Source organism: Flavobacterium pasteuri, from assembly GCF_048286615.1.
Lineage (GTDB): Bacteria > Bacteroidota > Bacteroidia > Flavobacteriales > Flavobacteriaceae > Flavobacterium.
In genome coordinates, this window is record NZ_JBLVPN010000001.1 from 480,756 (window position 1) to 507,198 (window position 26,443).

The 26,443-nt window shown below is 34.3% G+C and carries 25 protein-coding genes; 9 read left to right on the forward strand and 16 right to left on the reverse strand.

What is annotated here, in order from left to right:
• Nucleotides 1-35: 35 nt before the first annotated feature.
• Together pyrH and ACNQF6_RS02225 are read right to left on the reverse strand one after the other, a co-directional pair.
• A complete protein-coding gene (pyrH, locus tag ACNQF6_RS02220) occupies nucleotides 36-743 on the reverse strand; it encodes a UMP kinase (protein ID WP_113634118.1) in 708 nt (235 codons plus the stop codon).
• A gap of 67 nt (nucleotides 744-810) precedes the next feature.
• A complete protein-coding gene (locus tag ACNQF6_RS02225) occupies nucleotides 811-1,590 on the reverse strand; it encodes a patatin-like phospholipase family protein (RefSeq protein ID WP_417962821.1) in 780 nt (259 codons plus the stop codon).
• 105 nt (nucleotides 1,591-1,695) lie between these two features.
• On the opposite strand from ACNQF6_RS02225, the gene ACNQF6_RS02230 reads away from it, so the two are divergent.
• Nucleotides 1,696-2,295: a thioredoxin family protein gene (locus tag ACNQF6_RS02230; RefSeq protein ID WP_417962822.1), complete on the forward strand. Its 600-nt coding sequence runs from the start codon at nucleotides 1,696-1,698 to the stop codon at nucleotides 2,293-2,295.
• Nucleotides 2,296-2,667: 372 nt separating this feature from the next.
• On the opposite strand, the gene ACNQF6_RS02235 is transcribed toward ACNQF6_RS02230, so the two are convergent.
• The 5 genes from ACNQF6_RS02235 to ACNQF6_RS02255 form a co-directional block, all read right to left on the reverse strand.
• A complete protein-coding gene (locus ACNQF6_RS02235; protein WP_417962823.1) occupies nucleotides 2,668-3,192 on the reverse strand; it encodes a hypothetical protein in 525 nt (174 codons plus the stop codon).
• A gap of 4 nt (nucleotides 3,193-3,196) precedes the next feature.
• Nucleotides 3,197-3,898: a tRNA pseudouridine(55) synthase TruB gene (gene truB / locus ACNQF6_RS02240; protein ID WP_417962824.1), complete on the reverse strand. Its 702-nt coding sequence runs from the start codon at nucleotides 3,896-3,898 to the stop codon at nucleotides 3,197-3,199.
• Between the two features lie 6 nt (nucleotides 3,899-3,904).
• Complete coding sequence (locus tag ACNQF6_RS02245) at nucleotides 3,905-4,726, reverse strand: undecaprenyl-diphosphate phosphatase (protein WP_417962825.1); 822 nt, start codon at nucleotides 4,724-4,726, stop codon at nucleotides 3,905-3,907.
• Nucleotides 4,727-4,808: 82 nt separating this feature from the next.
• Nucleotides 4,809-5,048, reverse strand: a complete 240-nt coding sequence (locus ACNQF6_RS02250) for a DUF3098 domain-containing protein (protein WP_417962826.1) — start codon at nucleotides 5,046-5,048, stop codon at nucleotides 4,809-4,811.
• Between the two features lie 72 nt (nucleotides 5,049-5,120).
• Nucleotides 5,121-5,996, reverse strand: coding sequence for a cell division protein FtsX (locus ACNQF6_RS02255; RefSeq protein WP_417962827.1), 876 nt, complete (start codon nucleotides 5,994-5,996; stop codon nucleotides 5,121-5,123).
• Nucleotides 5,997-6,221: 225 nt separating this feature from the next.
• On the opposite strand from ACNQF6_RS02255, the gene ACNQF6_RS02260 reads away from it, so the two are divergent.
• Entirely contained in the window at nucleotides 6,222-9,230 is a 3,009-nt protein-coding gene (locus tag ACNQF6_RS02260) for a class I tRNA ligase family protein (RefSeq protein ID WP_417962829.1), read from the forward strand.
• 206 nt (nucleotides 9,231-9,436) lie between these two features.
• Nucleotides 9,437-10,126 carry a zinc metallopeptidase gene (locus ACNQF6_RS02265; protein WP_417962831.1) on the forward strand — a complete coding sequence of 230 codons (690 nt, stop codon included), beginning with the start codon at nucleotides 9,437-9,439 and terminating at the stop codon, nucleotides 10,124-10,126.
• A gap of 103 nt (nucleotides 10,127-10,229) precedes the next feature.
• On the opposite strand, the gene ACNQF6_RS02270 is transcribed toward ACNQF6_RS02265, so the two are convergent.
• From ACNQF6_RS02270 to ACNQF6_RS02280, 3 genes are all read right to left on the reverse strand, one after another.
• The gene (locus ACNQF6_RS02270) at nucleotides 10,230-10,700 is read right to left on the reverse strand and encodes an Lrp/AsnC ligand binding domain-containing protein (protein WP_099714208.1); all 471 of its coding nucleotides are present in this window, start codon (nucleotides 10,698-10,700) and stop codon (nucleotides 10,230-10,232) included.
• A 277-nt stretch (nucleotides 10,701-10,977) separates the two neighbouring features.
• The gene (locus ACNQF6_RS02275; protein WP_099714209.1) at nucleotides 10,978-11,727 is read right to left on the reverse strand and encodes a uroporphyrinogen-III synthase; all 750 of its coding nucleotides are present in this window, start codon (nucleotides 11,725-11,727) and stop codon (nucleotides 10,978-10,980) included.
• A 12-nt stretch (nucleotides 11,728-11,739) separates the two neighbouring features.
• Entirely contained in the window at nucleotides 11,740-12,411 is a 672-nt protein-coding gene (locus ACNQF6_RS02280) for a DUF4271 domain-containing protein (RefSeq protein WP_417962832.1), read from the reverse strand.
• A 104-nt stretch (nucleotides 12,412-12,515) separates the two neighbouring features.
• Between ACNQF6_RS02280 and ACNQF6_RS02285 the strand changes: the two genes are divergently transcribed.
• The 3 genes from ACNQF6_RS02285 to ACNQF6_RS02295 are packed head-to-tail and all read left to right on the forward strand — an operon-like array spanning nucleotide 12,516 to nucleotide 15,032.
• Entirely contained in the window at nucleotides 12,516-13,241 is a 726-nt protein-coding gene (locus ACNQF6_RS02285) for a polyprenol monophosphomannose synthase (RefSeq protein WP_417962988.1), read from the forward strand.
• Nucleotides 13,242-13,253: 12 nt separating this feature from the next.
• Nucleotides 13,254-14,594 (forward strand): dihydroorotase, encoded by a 1,341-nt coding sequence (locus tag ACNQF6_RS02290; RefSeq protein WP_417962833.1) that lies wholly within the window; start codon nucleotides 13,254-13,256, stop codon nucleotides 14,592-14,594.
• 12 nt (nucleotides 14,595-14,606) lie between these two features.
• A complete protein-coding gene (locus ACNQF6_RS02295; protein WP_417962835.1) occupies nucleotides 14,607-15,032 on the forward strand; it encodes a DUF4296 domain-containing protein in 426 nt (141 codons plus the stop codon).
• Nucleotides 15,033-15,041: 9 nt separating this feature from the next.
• On the opposite strand, the gene ACNQF6_RS02300 is transcribed toward ACNQF6_RS02295, so the two are convergent.
• Nucleotides 15,042-16,043: an NAD-dependent epimerase/dehydratase family protein gene (locus ACNQF6_RS02300; RefSeq protein WP_417962837.1), complete on the reverse strand. Its 1,002-nt coding sequence runs from the start codon at nucleotides 16,041-16,043 to the stop codon at nucleotides 15,042-15,044.
• Between the two features lie 127 nt (nucleotides 16,044-16,170).
• Between ACNQF6_RS02300 and tyrS the strand changes: the two genes are divergently transcribed.
• Nucleotides 16,171-17,463 carry a tyrosine--tRNA ligase gene (gene tyrS / locus ACNQF6_RS02305; protein ID WP_417962839.1) on the forward strand — a complete coding sequence of 431 codons (1,293 nt, stop codon included), beginning with the start codon at nucleotides 16,171-16,173 and terminating at the stop codon, nucleotides 17,461-17,463.
• On the opposite strand, the gene ACNQF6_RS02310 is transcribed toward tyrS, so the two are convergent.
• The 4 genes from ACNQF6_RS02310 to ACNQF6_RS02325 form a co-directional block, all read right to left on the reverse strand.
• Nucleotides 17,460-18,440, reverse strand: a complete 981-nt coding sequence (locus ACNQF6_RS02310; RefSeq protein WP_417962841.1) for a LuxE/PaaK family acyltransferase — start codon at nucleotides 18,438-18,440, stop codon at nucleotides 17,460-17,462. The genes tyrS and ACNQF6_RS02310 overlap by 4 nt on opposite strands.
• 147 nt (nucleotides 18,441-18,587) lie before the next feature.
• Complete coding sequence (locus ACNQF6_RS02315; RefSeq protein WP_417962843.1) at nucleotides 18,588-18,926, reverse strand: T9SS type A sorting domain-containing protein; 339 nt, start codon at nucleotides 18,924-18,926, stop codon at nucleotides 18,588-18,590.
• A gap of 105 nt (nucleotides 18,927-19,031) precedes the next feature.
• Complete coding sequence (locus ACNQF6_RS02320) at nucleotides 19,032-20,243, reverse strand: hypothetical protein (protein WP_417962845.1); 1,212 nt, start codon at nucleotides 20,241-20,243, stop codon at nucleotides 19,032-19,034.
• 184 nt (nucleotides 20,244-20,427) lie between these two features.
• Nucleotides 20,428-23,208: a TonB-dependent receptor gene (locus ACNQF6_RS02325; RefSeq protein ID WP_417962847.1), complete on the reverse strand. Its 2,781-nt coding sequence runs from the start codon at nucleotides 23,206-23,208 to the stop codon at nucleotides 20,428-20,430.
• 176 nt (nucleotides 23,209-23,384) lie between these two features.
• Here ACNQF6_RS02325 and ACNQF6_RS02330 point away from each other — a divergent pair, with 176 nt between their 5' ends.
• Both ACNQF6_RS02330 and ACNQF6_RS02335 read left to right on the forward strand, forming a co-directional pair.
• Nucleotides 23,385-24,068 carry a response regulator transcription factor gene (locus ACNQF6_RS02330; protein WP_417962849.1) on the forward strand — a complete coding sequence of 228 codons (684 nt, stop codon included), beginning with the start codon at nucleotides 23,385-23,387 and terminating at the stop codon, nucleotides 24,066-24,068.
• The gene (locus tag ACNQF6_RS02335; RefSeq protein WP_417962851.1) at nucleotides 24,069-25,130 is read left to right on the forward strand and encodes a sensor histidine kinase; all 1,062 of its coding nucleotides are present in this window, start codon (nucleotides 24,069-24,071) and stop codon (nucleotides 25,128-25,130) included.
• 73 nt (nucleotides 25,131-25,203) lie between these two features.
• Here ACNQF6_RS02335 and ACNQF6_RS02340 read toward each other — a convergent pair whose 3' ends face one another.
• Complete coding sequence (locus ACNQF6_RS02340; RefSeq protein WP_417962853.1) at nucleotides 25,204-26,271, reverse strand: glycosyltransferase; 1,068 nt, start codon at nucleotides 26,269-26,271, stop codon at nucleotides 25,204-25,206.
• Nucleotides 26,272-26,443: the final 172 nt, after the last annotated feature.

Consider the following 26,443-nt stretch of genomic DNA (forward strand, 5'->3'; position numbering starts at 1 on the left):
GACAATCTAGAAGTCTAACAATCTAATTTGTCTATTTATATATTTACTACGGTTCCTATATTTTCGCCTTCGCAGATTTTTAATAAGTTTCCTACTTTATTCATGTCGAAAACAACGATTGGTAATTTATTTTCCTGACTTAATGTAAATGCAGTTGTATCCATTACATTCAATCCTTTTTTAAGGACATCTTCAAAGGAAATGAAATCGAATTTCACAGCCGATGCATTTTTTTCTGGATCACAATCATACACACCATCCACGCGAGTTCCTTTTAGGATCACATTGGCATTAATCTCAATACCGCGCAAAACAGCAGCTGTATCCGTTGTGAAATATGGATTTCCAGTTCCGGCTCCAAAAATCACAATTCTTCCTTTTTCAAGGTGACGATCCGCTCTTCTTTTAATGTATGGTTCTGCTATGGATTCCATTTTTAATGCCGTTTGCAAACGGGTTTTCATTCCTTTTTCTTCAAGTGCTCCTTGTAGTGCCATTCCATTGATTACAGTGGCTAACATTCCCATATAATCTCCTTGAACTCTGTCCATTCCTGCACTTGCTCCTGCAACTCCTCTAAAAATATTTCCACCACCTATTACAATAGCGATTTCTACTCCTTTATCATGAATTTGCTTGATCTCATCGGCATATTCAGCTAATCTTTTTGGGTCAATTCCGTATTGCAGGTCGCCCATTAAAGCTTCGCCACTTAGTTTTAGAAGAATTCTTTTGTATTTCATGTGTGTGTTGAGTTGATTGGTGCAAATATAGAATATTCTTTTTTTTTAAAATAATGTTGCTGAAATTTTATAAATTAAGTTTTTCGTATGCTTTTTTTGCGGCTTCATAGCCAATATTGAAAACGGCATCCATCTTCACTTTATTGGTTTCAAAGGTGCTGTAAAGACACAAATCCTTTGGTTCAATAACCCAATCGCAAATATTAAATTTATGCAGGTTTGAATTTGCCGAAAGAATGTCAAAGGCTCGTGTGGTTACTGCTTTGATAGAATTGAGATCTTTAGCTTCAATTTTTTGAATCGGACTCACATAAACACCTATTAATGTATCGCATTGCCCTTGTAAAATATCAGTGGGAAAATGATTTAATATTCCGCCGTCACTGAATATTTTTCCTTTAATTTCATACGGTGATAAAATTCCGGGAAATGCAGATGAAGCTAAAATGGCATCGATGATTTTTGTTTCCGGATCAAATATTTTTAATTTTCCGCGAACCATATCTGTTGCCGTAATTTGAATCGGTATTTTCAAATCGCCTAATGTGGCATCCTTAAAAATACTATGAAAATAAGTTTTGAACGATTCAGAATCAATTAATCCTGCTTTTTTGAACGTTAAATGCTTCCAATGAAAAAGGTATATTGATTTAAAAAATTCTAGAATTTCTTCGGGAGTTTTCCCCCAAGCATACATGGTGCCTACAATTGAACCTGCACTTGTTCCTGCCATTTGAGACGGACGGATGTTTTGTTCTTCTAAAAATTTAATCACACCAGCATGGGCTATCCCTTTAGAACCTCCGCCAGAAAGCACTAATCCTATCGATTTTGTTTTTAAATCCATCTTTTTTATTTGTGATAAAATTACTCTTTTTGTGGAATTGAAAGTGACATATGTCATATTTATGCTCCAATTTTGTGGTAACTTTGTGAAAACAAATAATTCATTATGAAAATTCCAGTAGCTAAAGCATTGTTTAATAGTTATTCCTATTCTGAGTATAGAAAACTAGTTTCAGATTTATTGCTCGAAGGAAAGTCAACCGGTAACGAACAATCTGATGATTTAAAACATTACAGTGAGTTAAATGAAACCCGAATGAATCGTTTGGATAAAACGATTAAAATTACCGATGAAAATAGTCTGGAATTAAAGAATTTAAAAAGCGAATACATTTGGTTAGTAATTTCAGAAGGTTGGTGCGGTGATGCAGCCCAACTGTTGCCAATTATTAATAAAATGGCAATTGATTCCGGTAATATAGAATTGAAAATTGTTTTGCGTGATGAAAATGACGAATTGATGAAGTTGTTTTTAACCAATAAAAAAAAATCAATTCCAGTGATGGTGGTTGTAGATAAAGAAACAGGAAGTGTTCTAGGAAAATGGGGACCAAGACCCAAAGGTGCAACGGATTTAATTACGGATTATAAAAAGGAATTTGGAGTTATTGATGAAACTGCAAAAACCAACTTGCAATTATGGTATTTGCATGACAAAGGAATTAGTACTCAAGAAGAAATAATTAATTTGATGCAAAATCTTTAATAGAAAAGCATATTTGGCTATAAGTTTCTCTATATCAAATAATTATTTTTTTGTATTAAAAAAATGTAAATTATTGATTTACAATTAGTTCTGCTATTTGATTTACTTTTTTTTGGTGTTTAAATATATTGTTTCACAATTTAATTAACATCGCTATGAAAAAGCTATTTGAAAAGTTTTATGATTACTTGTCTAATTTACTATTTGGAGGTAATAACAGACCTCATTATTAAATTCATTTGGCCTAGCCAAGTAGAAAAAAGAGTATGGATTAACAGTACTTTAATTTTAGAAAAAACACATAATAAATTCAAGTTTGTATTTATCATGTGTTTTTGCTTTTTATTCGAATTGAGCCTTAGAAAGTATTCTTTAAAAAGTGATTAAAGAAATTCCGAAACTGATGCTTCCGGTATCTTTTTGATTATTAATAGGAATCGCGTAATGGCTTAGTTCAATAAATATAATTAAATCGTCAGGTGTTTGAACACCCAAACTTATTTTTTTATAATCTCCCATTAAATCCCCGCGGCCTAAAGCAATTGCTTTTCCTAAACCTAGTTGTAGTGTGATTCTTGTATTATCTCCAATTTTAGGGCTTAACTTTAAATTAGCAAAAACTGGAACAATAACTAATTTATCAGTCCATTTCCAGTCTATTCCAGAATTGATTCCCAAAGCAATCCATTTGTTGTAATGCAATCCATAGCCTATTTTACTATTCAGTCCATCGGGCAGGAACCAAGAGTTGTTTTTGTTGCCATTCGCATCTGTTTCTCCACGTTCCGGATTTCCTTTAATAGGGATGGCTACATCAAATTGAATGTAGGTAAATTTTTTATTTTGAGAAAAAGCAGAAAAACTAAATAAGAACGCTATTAGGATTAAAAGTCTCAAAATATTAATTATTTGGCACTAAATTTTCCTCGAATGTTTCAGCAGCTATAGCTTGATTTACGTCGTAATCTCCAATTTTGGTTCGTCGTAAAACAGTTAAGTGTGAACCGGAATTCATTGCTTTTCCAAAATCAAAAGCCAGGGAACGAATGTAAGTTCCTTTGCTGCAAACCACTCTGAAATCTATTTGTGGAAGTGCGATTCGAGTAATTTCAAATTCGTGAATGGTTGTTTTTCTGGTGGCAATTTCAATGGTTTCTCCTGCTCTGGCATGTTCATACAAGCGAACGCCATTTTTTTTTATAGCAGAATATATAGGTGGTTTTTGGTCTATTTCGCCCAGAAATTGTTTGACCGTTTCATGAATTAAAGCTTCGTCAATATGTTCTGTTGGGAAAGTTTTGTCGATTTCCGTTTCTAAATCATACGAAGGCGTTGTGGCTCCAATATAAAAAGTTCCAGTGTATTCTTTGGCTTGACCCTGAAGTTCAGTGATTCTTTTGGTGAATTTTCCGGTACAAACTAATAACAATCCAGTTGCCAAAGGATCCAAAGTTCCGGCGTGACCAATCTTGAATTTTTTTGGCAGATTCAGTTTGGTTATTAAAGCCCATTTCAATTTATTTACCGCCTGAAAAGAAGTCCAATTCAAAGGTTTGTCAATGAGTAAAATTTGTCCGTCTTGGTAATCTTCAGCTGTCTTCAAAGGAATTTATTTAAAGTATGAAAAGTAAATCAGTAAAAAGATTCCTACTATTATTCGGTACCAACCCCAAGGCTTAAAGCCGTATTTTTTGATAATTTCAATGAAGAATTTAATGGCTATAATGGCAACGATAAAAGCAACCACGTTTCCTATCAAGAACAATTGTATATTTTCGTTTGACTTTAAAATCAATTCGTAGCCTTTCATTTGTGAAGACTCATAAGTTTTCAAGAATACAGAATAGCACGTTACTGCCATCATCGTTGGAACCGCTAAAAAGAAGGAGAATTCCGCTGCAGCGTGACGTGTTAACCCTTGTTGCATACCGCCAATTATGGAAGCGGCAGAACGACTTGTTCCGGGCATCATTGCTAAACATTGCCAAAAACCGATGGTTACTGCTTTTTTAATGGTAATGTCTTCTTCTTGAAGAACCGTTGGGCTTTGAAAACGACTGTCTATGAAAAGTAAAATTACGCCACCTAAAATTAATACAATCGCAATAGGAATAGGATCTCCAAGAACTGCTTCAATCTTATCATCGAATAATTTCCCTAAAACCAAAGCTGGAATTACGGCGCAAATAAGTTTTATGTAAAAGTTGATAGCTACACTTTTTGAAGAGAAATCGAAAAATTTCTTCCAATACAAAGCGACAACAGCCAGAATGGCTCCAAATTGAATGGAAACCTGAAATAGTTTCACAAAATCATCTTCTTGAATTCCAAAATAAGAACTTAGAAAAACCATGTGAGCTGTTGAAGAAACAGGAAGATATTCTGTTAATCCTTCGATAACAGCAATTAAAAATGCTTGTAATGTATTCATTATATCGTGATCGGTGTTCAGTTTTTAGTGTTCAGTTGATAGAGTTTGCTTTGTAGTGCAACTTATTACTCGTCACTGTTTACTATTTTTTTGGATTCTTAAGAATAGCATAAACGGTAATTCCAAAACCGATTAAAACGGTAGTTGGCGCCAATCGAATTCTTCTGAAATTAAAGATTTCTTCATTGAAAACATTTGGGTCATCACTTCCTCCACCAGCCATTAGAATAAATCCTAAGGCAATTACTCCAATCCCAATTAATAGAATTTTATAATTTATTTTGTCAAAAAGAAATTCTTGTTGCTGTTCGTCGTTTTTCATTTTATGGTGTTGATTTAAAAAGCTGAATGGTGAGAATTCGAATAAACAAATAACCAAATCAACAAATAAACATTAGTATAAATCGTCCGTTCTTAAATTCAAGAAACGTTGTGTTGCAAAATAGGTGCTTAACCAGGTGATCAATATTCCAACCCCTAAAACAGCTAATAATACCAATCCAATTAAAGCTTTATCGTCAAGTATACCAAGATTTGGGAAATTAGTTTGCACGTAAATTAAAAGACCAATTAATGCAATGATGGCAAGTCCTGCGCCAATCATTCCCAGTTTTATGCTTCGCATCACAAATGGTTTTCTGATAAAGGCTTTGGTTGCGCCTACCATTTGCATGGTTTTAATGATAAATCGGTTGGAATGTATGGATAAACGCAACGAACTATTAATCAGTAATACGGCAATCACGGCCAAGAATCCGCTGATTATAAGAATCCACATACTTACTTTTTTAATGTTATCATTCACTAAATTCACTAATTGCTTGTCATACACAATATCCGAAACCATAGTGTTTTTACGCAAGCGGGTTTCTATTTTTGCTATACTGTCCTTGATTACATAATCGGCTTTCAGGTGAATATCGTAAGAGTTCTGCAAAGGGTTTTCACCAAGAAATTCCATGAAATCCTCTCCAATAATATCTGTATGTTGTTTTGCAGCAGCTTCTTTAGTTACATAATCGTATGATTTTGCAAAACGGCTCGATTTTAATTCAGTTCCAAAAGCTTTCAGAATACTGTCATTCGCTTCGTTCTTGAAAAAAACGGTCATGGCAATATTTTCTTTGAAATCGTCCGCAAGTTTTTTAGAATTTATAATAAAAAGACCCAATACGCCCAGTAGAAATAAAACTAAGAATACACTTAGCACTACCGAAAAATAAGAGGAAATTAATCTGCGTTTTTGAAATTTATCAAAGGAAGAACTCATAGTTTACTGAAATTATTGGGTAAAAATAATAAAGAATTTCTTTATTTAAAGTTAATAACGCTCAAAGTTTCAACTTTCGTACAATAAACGTAAATTTGGCACCTTGAAATAATCATTTCTCCAAATATAATACAGCAACTGAGTAACAGAGTTACTTTGAATCTTATAATATGACTTGAGTGTGCGACAGCATGACTCCATTAAAAAAATAATTAAGAAAGTAGAATGAAGTACAATCCGAACGAAATAGAGGCCAAATGGCAGAAATATTGGTTAGACAACGCAACGTTTAAAGCTGAAAATAACTCAACAAAACCTAAATATTATGTACTTGATATGTTTCCTTATCCATCTGGAGCGGGATTACACGTAGGACATCCGCTGGGATATATTGCTTCTGATGTGTATTCAAGATACAAAAGACACCAAGGTTTTAACGTTTTGCACCCCATGGGCTACGACAGTTTTGGATTGCCTGCGGAACAATATGCCATTCAAACGGGTCAGCGTCCGGAAGATACGACTTCAGTAAATATTGACGGTGGAACGGATAAAGAAGGAAATAAAATTGCCGGATACAGAAAGCAATTGGACAAAATTGGTTTCTCTTTCGATTGGAGCCGAGAAGTGCGTACTTCAAATCCGGATTATTACAAACATACACAATGGATTTTCATCCAATTATTCAATTCTTGGTACAATAAAAACAGCGATAAAGCCGAAGATATTTCGACTTTGGTTTCCATTTTTTCAACAGAAGGAAATACAAGTGTCAACGCCGTTTGTGATGAAAATATAGAAGCTTTTTCAGCAAAAGAATGGAACGCTTTCGCAAAAGAACAGCAGGAAAGAATTTTGCTGCAATACAGATTGACGTATTTAGCCGAAACCGAAGTAAACTGGTGTCCGGGATTAGGAACAGTTTTGGCGAATGACGAAATCGTAAATGGTGTTTCAGAACGTGGCGGTTTTACCGTTGTTCGCAAGAAAATGACGCAGTGGAGCATGCGAATTTCGGCTTATGCGGAACGTTTGTTACAAGGTTTGAATGATATTGATTGGAGTGAAAGCATCAAGGAAAGCCAAAGAAACTGGATTGGAAAATCTGTTGGTGCTACTATAGAGTTTAATGTCATCCCGAGCGCAATCGAGGTAACTTCTCCTAAAATTGCCGTTTTTACAACGCGTCCCGATACTATTTTCGGGGTTACGTTCATGACATTGGCTCCGGAACATGAATTAGTTTCACAAATTACAACTGCAGAACAAAAAGCAGAAGTGGATGCCTATATAGAAAAAACGTCAAAACGTTCCGAAAGAGAACGTATGGCCGATGTAAAAACCATTTCTGGAGTATTTACAGGCGCGTATGCTGAACATCCGTTTACGAAAGAGCCGATACCGGTTTGGATTGGCGATTATGTTTTGGCAGGTTATGGAACAGGCGCTGTTATGGCGGTTCCTTGTGGCGACGAAAGAGATTATGCTTTTGCGAATTTCTTCAAAGGTCAAAACGGAATGCAGGAAATCAAGAACATTTTTGATAAAGATATATCTGAAGCTGCTTTTGGAGCCAAAGAGGGTTTTCAATTAGTTGATTCTGATTTCTTAAATGGATTAGATTATAAAAAAGGAACTCAAAAAGTAATTGCCGAGCTAGAAAAATTAAACCAAGGAAAAGGAAAAATAAATTACCGTTTGCGTGATGCCGTTTTCTCTCGTCAACGTTATTGGGGAGAGCCATTTCCAGTATATTATGTGAATGGCTTGCCGCAAATGATTGATGCGCAACATTTGCCAATCATTTTGCCGGAAGTAGAAAAATATTTACCAACTGAAGAAGGTTTGCCGCCTTTAGGAAACGCTTTGGTTTGGGCTTGGGATAGTGTAAATAATAAAGTTGTTTCTACCGATCTTGTCAACCCGAGCGCAGTCGAGGGGCAAACGATTTTTCCTTTAGAACTCAACACCATGCCGGGTTGGGCGGGAAGTTCATGGTATTGGATGCGTTATATGGATGCGCATAATGAGAATGAATTTGCAAGCAAAGACGCTTTAGCGTATTGGGAAAGTGTAGATTTATACATTGGCGGAAGCGAACACGCAACTGGTCACTTATTATATTCCCGTTTTTGGAATAAATTCTTAAAAGATAAAGGTTTTGCGCCAACTGAAGAACCGTTCAAAAAACTGATTAATCAAGGAATGATCCTGGGAATGAGTGCATTTGTTTATAGATTGAGAGTAGTCAGTGAAAAGTTTGATTACTTCACCAATTTTTTTATAACAAAAAGTATAGTCGATAAATTGCAAAAAGATGAACTAGACATTAATGAAGTATTTAGTTCGGCTATTGAAGATTTTGAAAAATTAAACATTGATAAAACACAGTTTTTTCGAGCGATACCAACTGCTACTCATGTTGATGTTTCTATGATAAATTCATCTGATGAATTAGATATTGAAAAGTTTAAAGCTTGGAGAGAAGATTATGTAAATGCAGAATTCATCACCGAAGACAATGGAAAATACATAGTAGGTCGTGAAATCGAAAAAATGTCGAAATCCAAATACAATGTAGTAACGCCAGATGATATTTGTAATGAATACGGTGCCGATACCTTGCGTTTGTATGAAATGTTCTTAGGACCATTGGAACAAGCAAAACCTTGGAACACGGCAGGAATTTCGGGAGTTTTTGGTTTCTTGAAAAAACTGTGTCGTTTGTATTTTGATGACAACGGTTTGATTGTTACCAATGACGCACCAACCAAAGACAACTTAAAATCATTACACAAAACCATCAAGAAAGTGGCAGAGGATATTGAAGGTTTCTCTTTCAATACGTCGGTTTCTCAATTTATGATTTGTGTGAATGAATTGTCAACTCAAAATTGTCATTCTCGTGCAATCTTGGAGCCATTAGCAATTGTGATTTCGCCGTATGCGCCTCACATTGCCGAAGAATTATGGTCATTATTAGGAAATACAGGTTCGATTGCTACAATTGATTTTCCAATATTTGAACCAGCACATTTAGTAGAAAGCAGTAAAGAATACCCGGTTTCTTTCAACGGAAAAATGCGTTTCACGTTGGTTTTACCTTTGGATTTAACCAAGGAACAAATCGAGAAAATTGTAATGAAAGACGAAAGAACCATCAAACAATTAGAAGGAAAAACGCCAAACAAGGTGATTATTGTTCCGGGAAAAATTATCAATTTGGTGGGGTAAAACCGAATTTACAAATATTCTAAAATCCAAATTCCAAAATCATTTTGGGATTTGGATTTTTTTTAATGTATTAGAATCCGTGCCAATCCGTTTCATCTGCATTATCCACGTTCCATTTTTTCAATGCCAAATTGACAAAATAAAAAATTGGTTCAGATTTTGATAAATCTTTTATAACTTTAACAATACAATTAAAAAACAAAAATATGGGAATGGGTTATTTGATTCTTGCCGGAGCAATTATGCTTTTCAGCTGGTTAGTTAGTTCAAGACTAAAAAGCAAATTTGAACATTATTCTAAATTACAATTACAAAACGGAATGTCAGGCGCTGAAATCGCCGAAAAAATGCTTACCGATAACGGAATTCGCGATGTAAGAGTGATCTCGACACCGGGTCGTTTGACGGATCATTACAATCCAGCAGATAAAACAGTGAATCTAAGTGAGGCGGTTTACAACCAACGCAACGCGGCTGCAGCAGCTGTTGCGGCGCACGAATGTGGTCACGCCGTGCAACACGCTGTGGGGTATCAATGGCTGACGATGCGTTCTAAATTAGTTCCCGTGGTGAATGTGGCATCAACCTATATGCAATGGATTTTGCTTGCCGGAATCTTAATGATGAAAACCTTTCCACAATTGCTATTGGTAGGAATTATCATTTTTGCAGCAACCACTTTGTTTTCGATTGTTACTTTACCGGTCGAGTATGACGCAAGTAATCGTGCCTTGGCTTGGTTAGAGAATAAAAGAATGCTAACGCAACAAGAACAAGCGGGAGCGAAGGATTCCTTGAAATGGGCTGCCAGAACGTATGTCGTAGCTGCTTTGGGTTCAATTGCTACGCTGTTGTATTACGTTTCCATTTATATGGGTGGAAGCAGAAGAGACTAAATAATTAGATTGTTAGATTTTTAGATAATTAGAAAAGAGCCGTTTGTAGTATAAACGGCTTTTTTGTGTTCATATAAATGTAACCTCCTAATTAGCTAACATTCTATAGTTGTATCTGCCTATCGATTTGTTGGTCTAAGGAAATGAAAGTTTCTGTTCTGGAAACGCCTTCTATCGCTTGAATTTTGGTGTTGAGCAAGTGCATTAAATGTTCATTGTCCCGACAGATAATCTTTATCAGAATCGACCAGTTTCCAGTAGTGTAATGGCATTCCAAAACTTCGGGGATTTTCTTTAAATCACGCACCGCTTCTGGGTTTCGGGCGGCTTTGTCCAAATAGATTCCAACAAAAGCCATTGTATTGTAACCCAAGATTTTATTGTTTACCGTGAACTTAGACCCCGAAATAACGCCGGATTGTTCCAGTTTTCGCAGGCGTTGATGAATTGCAGCTCCTGAAATCCCTATTTTATTGGCGATTTGAAGAATTGGTTTTCTGGCATCTTCCATCAGATCACGTAAAATCTCTTTATCGATACCGTCAATTTCTACTATAAGGGAATTGATTTTCATGAGTTATTATTTTAAACTAAAAAAAGCATTTTAGTTTGAATTGAAAACCAAATTTAAGTAAAAAACGATTGAATTTAGTATTTGTTATGTTTTTTTGTCACATCGAGCGCAGTCGAGATGCTAAAATGATTATCTACTGCGCTGGAACTTACAGCAAAACTAATTTATACTTATTAATATATGATAAAGAACTATAACTTAATTTTCCACGTACTCCATAAAAAAAAGCCATTCGGATTACGAATAGCTTTTTGGCTTTATTTTGAAAAGTAATTTTTTATTTTCCTTTATTAGCTTCAATAATGTATTTTTCCAAAGCCATTGTCATAGATGGTGTTGCTGGTGTTGGTGCAAGAATATCCACTCTTAATCCATGATCCAACGCTTCTTTTTGAGTAGTGCTTCCAAAAACTGCAATTCGAGTATTATTTTGTTCGAAATCTGGGAAATTCATAAACAATGATTTTATTCCGGTTGGGCTAAAGAAAGCCAAAACATCATAATATACATCGGCTAAATCAGATAAATCACTCATTACGGTTCTGTAAAAAACAGCTGGAGTCCAGTCTACTTTTAAAGCGTTTAGCGTTATTGGCGCATCGGCATTCAATTGGTCTGAAGCAGGTAATAAGAATTTTTCGTCTTTGTATTTTTTTATCAGTGGAGATAAATCTGCAAAATCTTTTGGTCCCACGTAGATTTTACGTTTTCTATACACAACGTATTTTTGCAAGTAAAAAGCAATAGCTTCTGATTGACAGAAATATTTTAATCCTTCTGGAACTTTATAACGCATTTCATCAGCCACTCTAAAAAAATGATCTACGGCATTTTTACTCGTTAAAATAATTGCGGTGTAATGATTAAGATCGATTTTTTGAAGTCTAATCTCTTTTGCATTAACTCCTTCTACATGAATAAAAGGTCTGAAATCAATTTTTACTTTATGCTTTTGTTGAAGTTCAAAGTAAGGGGAATTCTCCACTTTAGGCTCAGGCTGTGACACCAAAATTGTTTTCACTTTCATATTTAACGGTTTCTAAGCACTCCCTTTTGTAAACCAATAATACATAAAATAATAGGGTGCTATTTCAAGAGCGCAAAGATATAAAATAAAATAAAACAACTTACCGAATATTATATTTTGATAGTTTTTTATTGAAATCAAATAAGTTAATATATTTATTATCAATATTGTAGCAATAATTAGCAATGGAATATTTCTTGAAAATGAGTCATAATAAAACAAAATAATATTCAATGGCAGTATGATTAGTCCAATATAGGTTCTGTAAGTCACCTTTTGGAGATTAAACTGCTCCATAAATTCTTCAATATTGAATGAAGTGGCTATTATTTTCTCAATCAAATATTTAGATAAAATAAAAAAAGTTAGGAAAGTAAAAATTTGAATGTAAAGTATCCAATCTGTCTTTGAGGCATGGCCAAAATAATTTAAGGAAATTTGGATAAAGAAAGCAATTGAAATCACTTGGACAAAAAACAAGGAGATGGTGAAACCGCTTTTTAAGTGGCTGCTATCTCTGTAAACTTTGTTGTATTTATTGGAAAAAATTAAATTGGCGAAATCACCAAATCTATTTTCGAAAACAGATTTTGTAACAGCAATAATAGCAAATGACAAAACAAAAAGCACGGTTGCCCAGTCTTTGCTGTCAGTTATTCTTGGATGAAGTATATTTTCGATCATAACGTTGCAAAATTACTAATTTTTATATCATTCTTTTTATTATAATTTTATTAAGGATGAAATGGCATAAAAAGTTTACTTTTGCGGTGAAATTAGTTAAAAATATGAATGATTGTATTGTTATAATTCCTACCTATAACGAAATTGAAAATATAGAAAGCATTATTCGATCAGTGTTTTCCCAGCATAAATCTTTTCATGTTCTTATTATTGATGATAATTCACCGGATCATACTGCTGATAAGGTCGTTTTACTTCAATCTGAATTTGGAGGGAGATTATTTTTGGAAAAAAGAGAAAAAAAATCAGGTCTGGGAACGGCTTATGTTCATGGATTTAGATGGGCATTAGCACATAAATATGATTTCATTTTTGAAATGGATGCTGATTTTTCCCACAATCCAAAAGATTTAGAGAAATTATACAATGCGTGTCATTTTGGCGATGCTGATTTAGCGATTGGATCCCGTTATGTCACTGGAGTAAATGTGGTAAACTGGCCGTTGAGCCGCGTTTTGATGTCGTATTTTGCGTCGGTTTATGTACGAATGATTACCGGGATGAAAATTCATGATGCCACAGCAGGTTTTGTTTGTTACAAAAGACAGGTGCTCGAAGAGATCAATTTAGATAAAATAAAATTTGTTGGATATGCTTTTCAAATTGAAATGAAATACAGAACGTATTGTAAGAAATTTCAAATTGCTGAGGTTCCCATCATTTTTACCGATAGAACAAAAGGGCAATCCAAAATGAGTAATTCAATAATTGTTGAAGCCGTTTTTGGAGTTATTGCACTTAGATTAAAAAGATTAGTCAACACATTATAAGAAAAAGACAGGATGAACAGGGTTTTAATTAAGAATGCCAAAATAGTAAATGAAGGGGTGATTTTTGAGGGCGATGTGTTAATTGAAAATGACTTAATTGTTGAAATTGCAGAAAGCATTAGTGCAAAATCCTCTCAATGTAAAATTATTGATGCCGAAGGGAATTATTTAATTCCGGGTGCAATTGATGATCAAGTGCATTTTAGAGAACCCGGACTTACGCACAAAGGTGACATAGAATCAGAATCTAAAGCGGCCGTTGCAGGAGGAATTACCTCTTACATTGAACAGCCTAACACGGTTCCAAATGCGGTTACCCAAGAAATATTAGAACAAAAATACGAGTTGGCTGCCCAAAAATCGTATGCGAATTATTCTTTTATGATGGGTGCAACTAACGATAATTTGGAAGAAGTTTTAAAAACAAATCCAAAGAATGTTGCCGGAATAAAAATATTTTTAGGTTCCTCAACAGGGAATATGTTGGTGGATAATGAAGCTACTTTAGAGAAAATATTTTCCAGTACACCCATGCTAATTGCAGTGCATTGTGAGGATGAAACCACTATCAAAAATAATTTAGAGAAATACAAAGCAGAGTTTGGAGAGGACGTTCCTGTTACGGTTCATCACCTTATCCGAAGCGAGGAAGCGTGTTATATTTCATCTTCCAAAGCGGTTGCATTGGCTAAGAAAACAGGTGCTCGCTTGCATATTTTTCATCTTTCGACTGCCAAAGAAATGGATTTGTTTACAAACAAAATTCCTTTGGAAGACAAGAAAATCACTGCCGAGGTTTGTGTACATCATTTATGGTTTACCAATGATGATTATGCTACTAAAGGTAATCTGATTAAATGGAATCCAGCTGTGAAAACGGCTAATGACAGAAAAGTGCTTTGGGAAGCCTTACTGGATGACAGAATTGATGTTGTTGCAACGGATCACGCGCCACACACATTAGAAGAAAAAAAACAATCGTATTTGAATGCACCTTCCGGCGGACCATTAGTGCAACATGCTGTAGTGGCTATGTTTGAAGCGCATCATCAAGGAAAAATAAGCATTGAAAAAATTGTGGAGAAAATGTGCCATAATCCGGCAAAAATTTTTAAAATAGAAAAACGTGGTTTTATCAAAGAAGGCTATTACGCGGATTTGGTTATCGTTAATTCAGGCTTGCCTTGGAGCGTAAAAAAAGAAAATATTTTGGCTAAATGTGGTTGGTCTCCATTTGAAGGTTTTACTTTTAAATCTAGAATCACCCATACTTTTGTCAACGGACAATTAGTTTATACTGCTTTTAAAGTAAAAGATATTCGTGCAGGAAAACGTTTATTATTCGAAAGATAAAAATTTTCATCAATGAGAAAAATCATAGTACTTTTAACAATCATAACACTGTTTGTAAGCTGTAAAGAAGAAGTGGTGAACAAGCCGGAACGACTTATAGAGAAAGACGTTATGGTAAGTATTATGTATGATTTATCTATTTTGGAAGCCATAAGAAATCAAAATCCGGCTTCCTTGGATACTTTCAAAATAAATTCAAGAGACTATATTTTTAAAAAATATAAAATTGACAGTGTTCAATTTGCTAAAAGCAATGTGTATTACGCATCTGATTATAATGAATACAAAAGTATGTTTGAGCAAATCAACAAGCGATTACTAGCTAAAACAAAGAGTGTAGATTCTTTGATCAAATTGAAAAAAAAGAAGAAGAGTCCTATTGCTGACAAAAAACAAAAACAAGCTGCAATCAGCAGAGATACTACAAAATTAAACTAAGAAAAGAACTCACAGATTAGAGATTTCTTTGATGTACTGGTGAATATTTATAAAATCAATTTTCAAGGTATCTTTAATCTTTTGGTTCGAATACATAGTTGTTGCATACGAAGCTTTAGCAGTTGTTCGAGTTAGTCTTCTCTTCTGTTGAAAAACATTCGAAACAAACCAATCCAATCTCCAAAGCATTTCCATCAAAAAGGGTTTTGCATGGATTTCAGGTAGTTTTATACCTAATGAATCGGCCATGGAATTCAGAATGTCACGAAAAACACTATTTTCTGCAATCAAGGTAAAGCGTTCATTTTTAATTTCGCTTTGCATTAATTGATGTGCCATTCTAACAACATCACTAACAGCAACAAATCCGGTGGAACCCATGGTATAAAATTTCAATCCATTTTTTACTTTCGTAAAAAGTTGTCCACTTCCTTGCTCTCTAAAACCTGGTCCAAGAATTATACCCGGATTTACAATTATCACCTCTAAACCTTCTTGCTGTCCGCGCCAGATTTCCATTTCGGCACCATATTTAGAAATGGCATAATCATTATGGTACTTTTCCGGATTCCATTCGGTTTCTTCGGTGATGAATTTTTCATGAGGCAGTAAGTCGCCTAAAGTGGCAATGGAACTTACAAAACACAGTTTTTTTATTTGATAAGCGATACTGAAATTTACAATATTCGCGGTACCTTCAATATTTGTTTTTCGCAATATATCTTCATCTTTTGGGTCAAAAGAAATCAAAGCAGCGCAATGATAAACCGTTTCGATATTTTGAAAGGCGATTTCTAAAGAAGGAACTTCAGTGATATCAGCTTGAATCCATTCGATTTGATCGAACAACGATTCCTTTTTATACATGGAAAACAGCGATTTAGTTTTCTCCATCGAAGCGACACTTCGATAAATAGCACGCACTTTTTCTGTCCCGATACTTCGGGATTCAATTAAATGAAGCAATAGATGTGCGCCTACTAAACCTGTTCCTCCTGTGACTAAAATCATGCTACGAAAATACGAATAATTTTTTTCGAATAACCTATTAAACAAATAACCTAATCCGCAATAAATTTTATCTTTGTGCACACGAAGCCTTAAAGGCTGAATTGACGAAAGTAAATTGATTAAAAAGATGAAGAATTTTATTGAAGAAGTAACTTGGAGAGGAATGCTCCACGATGTTATGCCTGGCACAGAAGAACATTTGATGGAACAAATGCGTGTGGCGTATGTGGGAATTGACCCAACTGCCGATTCATTGCATATAGGACACTTAGTTGGCGTGATGTTATTGAAACATTTTCAACTATCGGGACACAAACCTTTAGCGTTAGTAGGTGGTGCAACAGGAATGATTGGTGATCCATCCGGAAAATCGAATGAAAGAAATTTATTGGACGAACCAACATTGCGTCACAATCAAGAGGCGATAAAAGGACAATTGGCTCGTTTCTTGGATTTTACTTCGGATGCGGCTAATGCAGCAGAATTAGTCAATAATTACGACTGGATGCAGCACTTTTCTTTTCTTGATTTTATTCGTGATGTAGGTAAACATATTACCGTAAATTATATGATGGCGAAAGATTCTGTGAAGAAACGTTTGTCTTCTGAAGCTGCCGAAGGAATGTCATTTACAGAGTTCACGTACCAATTGGTTCAAGGATATGACTTTTTGCATTTGTACAGAGAAAAGAATTGTACGTTGCAAATGGGTGGAAGTGACCAATGGGGAAATATCACTACCGGAACCGAATTAGTACGTAGAATTGCCAGTGGTAAAGCGTATGCTTTGACTTGTCCGTTGATTACAAAAGCAGATGGAACCAAGTTTGGAAAATCAGAAGGTGGAAATATTTGGTTGGATTCAGCTAGAACATCTCCTTATAAATTTTACCAATATTGGTTGAACACTTCGGATGTTGATGCGGAAAAATACATTAAGATTTTTACTTTTTTATCTAAAGAAGAAATCGAAGTTTTAACTGATAAACACAGAGAAGCACCACATTTACGTTTGTTACAAAAACGTTTAGCCGAAGAAACTACGGTAATGGTACATTCAGTGGAAGATTTAGAAAATGCGATAAAAGCATCGAATATATTGTTCGGGAATTCAACTTCAGATGATTTGAAACAACTAGATGAAGCGACTTTCTTGGATGTTTTTGATGGTGTTCCTCAAGCGGAAATCAGCAGAAATGAAATAGAAACAGGAATTAATATAGTTGAAGTTTTAAACGAAAAAACAGGATTTCTAAAATCGAATGGTGAGGCAAGACGCGCTCTAACAGCTAATTCTATTTCTGTAAACCGTGAAAAAGTTACCGAAGATTTTGTGCTTTCGAACAAAGATTTAATCAACAAACAATTTGTATTGTTACAAAGCGGTAAGAAAAATTATTTTGTGGTGAGATTGGTTTAAATCACCATCAAATTACAACCTCTAATATCAGAATTATCAAAACGTCCCAATACTTCGAAAGAGTTGTTGGGATTTTTTTTGCCCAAATCCTGGGTAGCAATAAACGAGCAGGAATTAATATTGGCCAAATCAATCACGTTGATTCCGCCTGTTTTTCCGTCTGCAATATAGGTTAAAGCATCTTCGGTATCGCGAATAAGTATTTGAATCCAAGAAGGGCACTCAAATACGCCGTTTCCTAAAGAATAGGCTTGCGAAAGCAATTCGGTCATTCCGTATTCAGAATGTATGGCTGAAACTCCAAAACCTTTACACAATTGTTCGTGTAATTCTTCCCGAATCATTTCTTTGCGTTTTCCTTTCATGCCGCCCGTTTCCATAATAATGGTATGCTGCAATTGAAACTGGTGTTTTTCAATTAAATCCAATAAAGCAAAAGTAACACCAATCAGAATGACATTTTGACCGGCTTCATCTAAAGCGATAAGCTTGGCAATCAATTCGTCGTGATTGTGGAGGTAAAAACCACTTTCAGGATGATTGGAAAGTTCAATTAAATCCTTGATCATGTAAATTAAGGAAGACCCTTCCCTTTCTAGATAGGATGGAAGCAAGGCTAAAACAACATAGTCTTCAATATTGCCATAAAATTCTGAAAATCCTTTGCGGTAACTTTCTTCATACAAGGTAATATCGGTAACTAAATGTTTGCTGGTAATCGTTCCGGTTGTTCCACTGCTGGTAAAGGTTTCCTGAACGGGATTGATGTTAGAAACCACTTGATGACTCTTAAAAAACTGAATGGGTAAAAAGGGAATCTGCTGTAAAGACTTTATTTTGTGAGGATCTGTTTTCAAAAAATCACAAAATTCTTGATAGACCAAGTTGTTCTCGTATTGGTAACGAAACACTTTCAAGGCGATTTTCTCAAACTGTTTTTGACTGGAAATAGCAAATATATCGGAGGATGTAATCAAGAATTTTTTTTACAAAAGTAATCAAATTTTTTAAGGGAAGCTCATTAACAAAAGTGCAATAGTACGATTTTGGACTTGCTTACATTAGAATTCTGCATAAAAAAAGCCCCAATAGTAATTAGAGCTTTGTATATAAATATTCATGTGTTATCTTATGATTAATTTCCTGGTCGCAGATGCCTCTTTTTCATTAATTTTTATGATGTAAACACCAGAAGTTAGATTAGAGACATTTAGCTCTCTAGAGCTAAGCATTGTTTGAAACACTTTTTTTCCTAAAACATCAAAGATAATGATTTCTTTATCTAAGTCATTTTTTGAAGTTATGTAAACTTTTCCATTACTCACGGGGTTCGGGTACAAGCTTAAACCTTCGATAACAGCGGTTTCTTGCGTTTTTGGTTGTGGCTTAGTTTCCTGAGCATAACTGCTCATAGAAAATAAAAAAACCAATAAAAGGGTAGTGTAAAAGTAGTTTTTTGCCATCGGATTAGATTGAATAGTAAATATACAAAAAATAATTCAAAAAGCGTACCAAAAAAAACATCCTGAGTTTTCAGGATGTTTGATATAAATATATGCGGGTATTTTTTATAAATTCGATAGTAAACTAACACCATCTACAATAGCCCATGCTCCAGGAGTCAATGTCGCTCCAGTTGCAGCGCCTATTGTGAAGTTTGCTGTAGGGAAAGCTACAATAAAAGTGGATGCACCAGCGCCCCATTGAGCTGTATTAGTGTCTGAAATTTTTACATTCAACATTTTTATTTTACCAGTAAGAACTTGATTTGTGTTTGTGGCAGCATCTTGTATTCTAACGGCAACCGCATTTACTGTTGTAGTTCCTGAAACTGCAGTATTTGTGTATCCTGAAATTACTACATTAGAATATTCTCCGTTTCCTTCTTTTTTGAATTGGATTGCATCAATTTCAAGTGGGTTACCAGCTTCAGTTGCAGTGCCAGTTGCTCTTCTTAAAGTAATATTAGATACTTTTGGGAAGAATGCATTGTTCACACTTTTAGACTCGATTTCCATTCCAAAATTTCCAGCTCCAGTTTGATAAGCATACCAGTTAGTATTTGCTTGACCTTGCCATCCATCTTGCCAGTCAAAAGAATCATCTGTGTTTCCGTAAGAAATAAGGTTTTTAGCACTTACAGTTCCTCCGTAAAATTCAAAACCATCATCAGCTCCTTTGTAAGCAACAAGGTTTTCTAACACTGTACCAGAACCTACTGAATAGAATGAGAAACCATTCATCTCTGAGTTTCCGTCAAGGATTTTTTTACCTGCATATTCTACTCGTACATATTTCAAAGAACCACCATTATGAGTAGGATTTGTACCGCCATAAACAATATTTGTTCCATCTTCAGAAGTTGCAGTTGTAATAGCACTTCCGTCAGCTGTTTTTCCAGAAACGATAGGAGCATCACCGAACATGATTATTCCACCCCAAGAACCGGCAGTTTTAGATTTTTCAGTAAATACAACAGGTTCTGCTGCAGTTCCAGAAATATTTAATTTTCCGCCTTTCTCTACTAATAAAGCGTCAGCACCGTCAGCTACATCAGCAGTAATAACTGAACCAGCTTCAAAAGTTAAAGTAGCGTCACTTTTTACTCTAACTGTACCTTTGATAGTATAAACCCCTTTTGTGTATGTTTTTGCTGCTGTGATATCTCCTGTGATTTCACCCGTTGCAGTCGGTGGAGTTGTTACTACATCGTCATCACTTGAAGTACAACTTGTAAAAACTAAGCTCAATAATGCAAGACTGAATACTAATTTTTTCATTTTTAATGATTTTAAAATTATAAGTTTTTTTGTTAATTATTTACGTCAAAAGTACTCCCGAGCTTCTGAAATTTAGTTATGTAATTGTTATTAAAGTATTATATAACAATGAATTTGATGTAAAGTTTATGTTACTTATGTAAACATAAAAAAGAGCCATGACGGCTCTTTTTTATTGTTGTTTTTAAAACGTATATCCTATGTTAAAGGAGAACCCGACACCTTTTTTGAATTCTCTTAAAATTAAAGAGTCTTCTGTTATGTTTAAAGTACTTTTACTTCCTAACTCCTTTTTGTAGCTTGGATTTAAGATGTTGTCTACTCCAAATTTAAGTTCGATACTTTTTGAAATTGAGTTCGTCCAAACAAAATCTAATTTGCTAAATGATTTTTCGTAGATGTGATCAATTCCTGATGAACCTACAGCAAAAATACGATCTCCATAAACGTTGTAGACTAATGTCATTGAGTTTTTCCAATCTTTGTTAAGGATGAAATCATACTTCAAATCTGAATTGATTAACCAGCTAGAAGCACCTTGAAGCTTACGGTTTGTACTGTTTTCTAATTCATTCCCTTGTTTTTTAAGATCAATTTTAACATCAGTACTCATTAATGATGTATTAAAACCTAAAGAGAAATTAGAAAGAGATTTGCTGATTCTGCTCAATTGGAAAAGCATTTCTATTTCGGCACCATAAATAACCGCTTGCTCTGAGTTTTTGAAAGTTGTGATTTGTCCACCACTATTTGCAGTTGGTTTGAAAACTCTTTCAATTGGATCATTAATCATTTTTCCAAATACACCTACAGCAAACAATTCTTTGTTGTTAGGGAACAATTCGTATTTGAAATCAACATTATAGTTTTCACTGTCTTTCAAATCTGGGTTTCCACTTTCTGAAGTTCCATCGGCATTGATGTAATTTATTGGTAACAACTCCATCGCAACTGGGCGAGTTATTGTTTTTGCTAACGATACTCTCAAATTACTGTTTTCATTCAAAATACGCTTCGCGTTTATAGATGGTAAAATGTCAAGCTTGTCATCTGTCTTTTTGCGGTACCCACTTCCAAAAGGATCTCCTTGTTCTCTGTATTTTATGGTACGAGTTGAACTTTCACCTCTAATTCCAGCATTCAAATCCCATTTTTCTCCAAGATTCATAAACAAATTGAAGTAACCTGCATTAACAAACTGATTCAATTTTACTTTATAATCTCCGTTAGATTCTTCTTGAACATAAACAATTCCGTTGTTGATATCTTCATTGATGTTTTGGCTTATAGTACTTAAATCAGCAGTATAGTTTTTTTCTAAATTCCTTCTTCCTGAGAAGAAACGGTAAGAAGATTCCATGTCGTTCAGCGAACTGTTGTATCCAATAGATAATTTATTAGAATCTTCCTTGTTTCCAAATTTTAAATTATACTCTAAAAGTGAAGAGTAATAAAAGTTTCCTTTTACATCAAGGAATTGACGGTTCAAATTATTACCACCATAAGACATATTTATTTGAGTGTCATCTAGCTTTACACCTGTGATAAATTTTCTATCCGGTTGTTGAAAAGAAGTTTTTACATAAGAACCTCCAGCTTTTATGCTGTGTTTTCCGTCTTCGGTTAATTTATAATCACCGTACAATTGTGAGTTCCAATAGTTAGATTCTTCGTATTGATTTAATCTAATAAGGTTGTTTGTCTGATTTGCTAGACTGTTTGTGTAACCCACTTGGTCTTGAATTTTGCTTTCCGTCGCTTTAATCAAGAACGTATTAAAGTTTAAATTAAAACGGTTTGTCTTGTATTTCAAACCTGCTAAACCAGAAAAAGTTGTTTGGTAGCTGTACTGCGTATTGTATAAATTATTGTCGTAGTTTCCTTGTCCAAGATTGAAAGTTCTGTCAACACCTTCTCTGTAAGAATATTTATTGTCAAAGTTGAAAGACATGATGTAGCTAATGTTTCTTTCTTTTTCAAGATTGAATTTTTGAGCATGTAAAAATCCAATGCTAGAATTCAAAGGACTTTTTGTACTGTTTACATCCCAAGATTTTTTACCAAACCCATTTTCATATTCAGTAGGAGAAAGTTTTTGTCCGCTTGGAACTGATCCAAAAATACCAGGAAGCGCTCTGTCGTTGCCAATTATTCCTAAAGTTCCCTTAGTAGAATTTGCATCATTAGAAAGTAAGAAATCTTGAAGATTATTGTTAGTTGTATATCCAAAACCAATATTCAGTTTAGTGATGTTTTTTGGTTGAGGTGTTTCAATATTAACAGTTGCTCCTGCAAAATCTCCAGAAATATTAGGATTGAATGTTTTGTATATGTTTAATACTCCCACAACATCAGTAGGGAATAAATCCAATGGGATAATTTTCTTGAAAGGGCTGTTTGATGGGGATTGTAAATCGTTTATCAATAAGTTATTGTAACGGTCTTCTAGACCTCTAATGAACAAACCTCTTCCGTCAACTTTAGTGATTCCGGTAATTTTTGTCAAACCCTCCTCAACATCGCTAACTCCTTTACGGGCCATTTCTTGAGCACCAATACTTTGTTTAATTACAACCGCTTGTTTTTGGTCTAATAAAAGAGCTGTTTCCTTTTCTCTACTTGCTGTGTTTCTTACAACAACATCTTTTAGAGTATAGCTTCCAGAACCTAGTGCTTTGTTAATAGTTACTGTTTCATCAGCAACTACTGTCACAGGAATTTCTACAGATTCATAACCTACAAAACTAAGTTGTAAAGTATAACTTCCAGGGAGTATTGTTATGGTGTATTTACCATCAATATCAGTATTAGTTCCTATATTAGTTCCTTTAATAAGAACGTTAGCAAAAGGTAATGACTGATTATTAGCATCTTTGTCTGTTAACGTTCCAGTAATAGTACCTTTACTTTGTGAGTAAGAGATCGCTGTAAGTAATAACGTGAAAAATAGTAACTTGAATTTCATTTGGTTTAAATTTTTTGCAAAGTAACGCCTGAAATGTAAAACGTAAGTTACTGACTTGTTATGGTTATGTTTTGTTTTGGGTCTTAAAATCATCTCAATATTAAATTATCGTTAACACCATCTGAATACTCCATTTATTATTACATTTACAACTCAAAAACAATTTTTGGCGCTTTATGAAGAAAAAAAACACAAAGATTCTATTAGTAGATGATGAACCGGATATCTTAGAAATTGTAGGCTATAATCTCTCTCAAGAGGGGTATCAAATCGTTACGGCCGCAAATGGGAGAGAGGCATTGGCGAAAGCTAAAAAAGAAATGCCGGACCTTATTATAATGGATGTTATGATGCCGGAAATGGATGGAATGGAAGCTTGTGAAAACATTAGAAAGATTCCGGAACTCAGTAATGTAATCATCACTTTTTTGACAGCCAGAAGCGAAGATTATTCTCAAGTTGCAGGCTTTGATGCTGGTGCAGATGATTACATAACAAAGCCTATTAAACCTAAATTATTAGTTAGTAAAGTAAAAGCATTATTACGTCGATTAAAAGAAAAGGAGCAAAACAGCGAAACACTTAACGTAGGCGGAATAGAAATAAATCGCGAAGAATATAAAATCGTTAAGGATAATATAGAAATTGCATTACCTAGAAAAGAGTTTGAGTTGTTTTACCTGCTTGCTTCAAAACCTGGTAAAGTATTCAAACGCGACGAGATTCTCGACAAAGTATGGGGGAATGAAGTAGTTGTTGGAGGAAGAACGATTGATGTTCACATCAGAAAACTAAGAGAGAAAATAGGAGAAGAATTGTTTAAAACAATAAAAGGAGTTGGTTATAAGTTTGAAGTATAAATGACAATAAATTTTAAAAAAACATATCGTTTTGCCGTAAAGTCAGCGCTTTACATCACTCTTTTTTCTACTGGATTAGTTGGTTTCCTAACGTATTTATTTTTTACCTTTTCCTTTCGTTTTTGTGTGTTTTTTGCCATTGCTATTGCTGCTTTTTCATTTATTGTCATACAGTACAGAGTTGAGCGATTTATCTACAAAAAAGTTAAAAAAATATACGATGACGTTTCTTTATTAGAGTCAAGTACTTTTAGAAACCAGCCCATTACAACAGATATGGCGACGCTTACACGAGAAGTGAAAAAGTTTGCCACCGATAAAAAGTTAGAAATCGAAACTTTAAAAGTTCGTGAAGAATATAGAAGAGAGTTTCTTGGGAATGTATCTCATGAGCTTAAGACGCCACTTTTTATGGTACAAGGGTATTTGTCAACGCTGCTCGACGGAGCCATGAGTGATAAAACAATCCGAAAAAAATATTTAGAACGTGCCGAAAAAGGAGTAGAAAGACTGATTTATATCGTACAAGATTTAGATATGATTTCTAAACTTGAAATTGGGGATTTGAACTTAGAAATTGCCGAGTTTGATATTGTTAAATTAGTTCAAAATGTGTTTGATTTGCTCGAAATGAAAGCTTCCAAGAAAGATATTCTGTTAATGTTTGATATGAAGTACAACAGGCCCGTTATGGTCGTTGGAGATCAGGAAAAGATTCAGCAAGTAGTCATGAATCTTGTCGTAAATTCAATCAAATACGGAAAAGTAAAGGGTTCTACCGAAGTTAGTATTGAAGATTTGACAGATGAAAAGGTGATCGTTCGAATCACGGATAATGGTGAAGGAATTGAGAAAAAAAATATCCCAAGACTTTTTGAGCGTTTTTATAGAGTTGACAAGAGCGGAGCAAGAACCGAAGGTGGTTCAGGTTTAGGTTTGTCCATTGTAAAACATATTATTGAAGCGCATGATGAGAAAATTTATGTTGACAGTACATTCAGTATAGGTTCTGAATTTTCTTTCACACTTGAAAAAACAAAAACAAGTAAAAAAACAATATGAAATCAAAGATGAAAACAGTTTAAAAACCGATTCTTGTGAATCGGTTTTTTTATTTCTGTAAATCAAAGTTTGATTATTTTTCAAAAACTTGGAACAAATTTGCCCATTCAATTTTAGAATCTAATCTAGGTAATCCTTTATATTCGTCAATCTCTAGGATGTTTTCCATTTTAAATTCATCTTGCGATGCATAAGGAACCAAACCTTCTTTCTTTAATTTTTTGGCTAGATATTCTTGTTCATACTGACCTGGCGTTGGTATGAAAAAAGCTTTTTTTCTCAGTTGTGCTAAATCCATTATTGTAGTGTAACCCGAACGGCAAAGAACCATTTCACTTTCATTAAAAGCTTGTTCCAATTCGGTTGAATTCATGAAGTTGTAATACGTCACATTTTTAATTGTGGTAGTTTTTTGTTTATTTTCAATATTTCCTTCAATAAAAATTACACTGCCAATGTATTTAACGATTTCTTTTTTTAAATGTTTTTCTAGCATACCACGTTGAGGTTCGGGACCAGAGAGAATAACTAGTAAATCATATTTTTTTGGCAATAGTTTCTTTTGGAGTCTGCTTAAAGGGCCTATATATTTTGTTTTGAGATTTGGATTATCAATATGCCCCAGTTTACCAGTTAAATTAGGTGTTCCTATTAGATCAGGAACCCAGCATTCCGTATATTTTTTTATAATTGATTGATGTATTTTACTGGTTATCCAAGTGGTATTTCCCGTCATCACATTCAATTGATGGGTAATAAATACAGAAGGTGTTTTTTTGCTAAAAACGCCTAATCTGTTGTCTGAAATAATGCCGTTTATTGCATATTTTTCAACCCAATTTTGGATTATTTTTTTTTCTTCCAGAATGGCTCTGATCATTTTTGGGCCATTTTTTATTAGTTTCCATTTAAAATTAGCGCCATTTTTAGCATATTCAATTTGATAGGATGGGAGTTCCAAAGTTTGTATGTTGGGAAACTCTTTTCGGAGTAATTCAAGAGCAATGCCATCAGAGGCAATTATGGGAATATAGTTGTTCTCTTGTAAAGCCCTGATGATTGGAATGCAACGGGTGGCATGACCTAAACCCCAGTTTAAAGGCGCAATCAAAATAGTTTTAGGGGCGGTTTTTATATCCATTTCTAATTGTATCAAATGTTTTTTATAGTTGAAAGATACATAAGTTAAGCCCTTTTTTGTATTTGCAAAATATTACTAAACCATTAAGTTATCAAATACTATTTCAGGACGCAACAATGGACTAAAATAAATAAAGGCTATCTAAAAAAGATAGCCTTTCAAATATATTTTC

What these genes read in the sequence shown, in the direction of transcription:
- ACNQF6_RS02330 (WP_417962849.1), top strand. Translation starts at nt 23,385, where the DNA reads ATGAAGAAAAAAAACACAAAGATTCTATTAGTAGATGATGAACCGGAT.
- ACNQF6_RS02245 (WP_417962825.1), bottom strand. Translation starts at nt 4,726, where the DNA reads ATGAATACATTACAAGCATTTTTAATTGCTGTTATCGAAGGATTAACA.
- ACNQF6_RS02340 (WP_417962853.1), bottom strand. Translation starts at nt 26,271, where the DNA reads ATGGATATAAAAACCGCCCCTAAAACTATTTTGATTGCGCCTTTAAAC.
- ACNQF6_RS02285 (WP_417962988.1), top strand. Translation starts at nt 12,516, where the DNA reads ATGAATGATTGTATTGTTATAATTCCTACCTATAACGAAATTGAAAAT.
- ACNQF6_RS02295 (WP_417962835.1), top strand. Translation starts at nt 14,607, where the DNA reads ATGAGAAAAATCATAGTACTTTTAACAATCATAACACTGTTTGTAAGC.
- ACNQF6_RS02230 (WP_417962822.1), top strand. Translation starts at nt 1,696, where the DNA reads ATGAAAATTCCAGTAGCTAAAGCATTGTTTAATAGTTATTCCTATTCT.
- ACNQF6_RS02300 (WP_417962837.1), bottom strand. Translation starts at nt 16,043, where the DNA reads ATGATTTTAGTCACAGGAGGAACAGGTTTAGTAGGCGCACATCTATTG.
- ACNQF6_RS02260 (WP_417962829.1), top strand. Translation starts at nt 6,222, where the DNA reads ATGAAGTACAATCCGAACGAAATAGAGGCCAAATGGCAGAAATATTGG.
- ACNQF6_RS02315 (WP_417962843.1), bottom strand. Translation starts at nt 18,926, where the DNA reads ATGGCAAAAAACTACTTTTACACTACCCTTTTATTGGTTTTTTTATTT.
- ACNQF6_RS02320 (WP_417962845.1), bottom strand. Translation starts at nt 20,243, where the DNA reads ATGAAAAAATTAGTATTCAGTCTTGCATTATTGAGCTTAGTTTTTACA.
- ACNQF6_RS02280 (WP_417962832.1), bottom strand. Translation starts at nt 12,411, where the DNA reads ATGATCGAAAATATACTTCATCCAAGAATAACTGACAGCAAAGACTGG.
- ACNQF6_RS02270 (WP_099714208.1), bottom strand. Translation starts at nt 10,700, where the DNA reads ATGAAAATCAATTCCCTTATAGTAGAAATTGACGGTATCGATAAAGAG.
- ACNQF6_RS02290 (WP_417962833.1), top strand. Translation starts at nt 13,254, where the DNA reads ATGAACAGGGTTTTAATTAAGAATGCCAAAATAGTAAATGAAGGGGTG.
- ACNQF6_RS02225 (WP_417962821.1), bottom strand. Translation starts at nt 1,590, where the DNA reads ATGGATTTAAAAACAAAATCGATAGGATTAGTGCTTTCTGGCGGAGGT.
- pyrH (WP_113634118.1), bottom strand. Translation starts at nt 743, where the DNA reads ATGAAATACAAAAGAATTCTTCTAAAACTAAGTGGCGAAGCTTTAATG.
- ACNQF6_RS02265 (WP_417962831.1), top strand. Translation starts at nt 9,437, where the DNA reads ATGGGAATGGGTTATTTGATTCTTGCCGGAGCAATTATGCTTTTCAGC.
- ACNQF6_RS02325 (WP_417962847.1), bottom strand. Translation starts at nt 23,208, where the DNA reads ATGAAATTCAAGTTACTATTTTTCACGTTATTACTTACAGCGATCTCT.
- ACNQF6_RS02335 (WP_417962851.1), top strand. Translation starts at nt 24,069, where the DNA reads ATGACAATAAATTTTAAAAAAACATATCGTTTTGCCGTAAAGTCAGCG.
- tyrS (WP_417962839.1), top strand. Translation starts at nt 16,171, where the DNA reads ATGAAGAATTTTATTGAAGAAGTAACTTGGAGAGGAATGCTCCACGAT.
- ACNQF6_RS02275 (WP_099714209.1), bottom strand. Translation starts at nt 11,727, where the DNA reads ATGAAAGTGAAAACAATTTTGGTGTCACAGCCTGAGCCTAAAGTGGAG.
- ACNQF6_RS02255 (WP_417962827.1), bottom strand. Translation starts at nt 5,996, where the DNA reads ATGAGTTCTTCCTTTGATAAATTTCAAAAACGCAGATTAATTTCCTCT.
- ACNQF6_RS02250 (WP_417962826.1), bottom strand. Translation starts at nt 5,048, where the DNA reads ATGAAAAACGACGAACAGCAACAAGAATTTCTTTTTGACAAAATAAAT.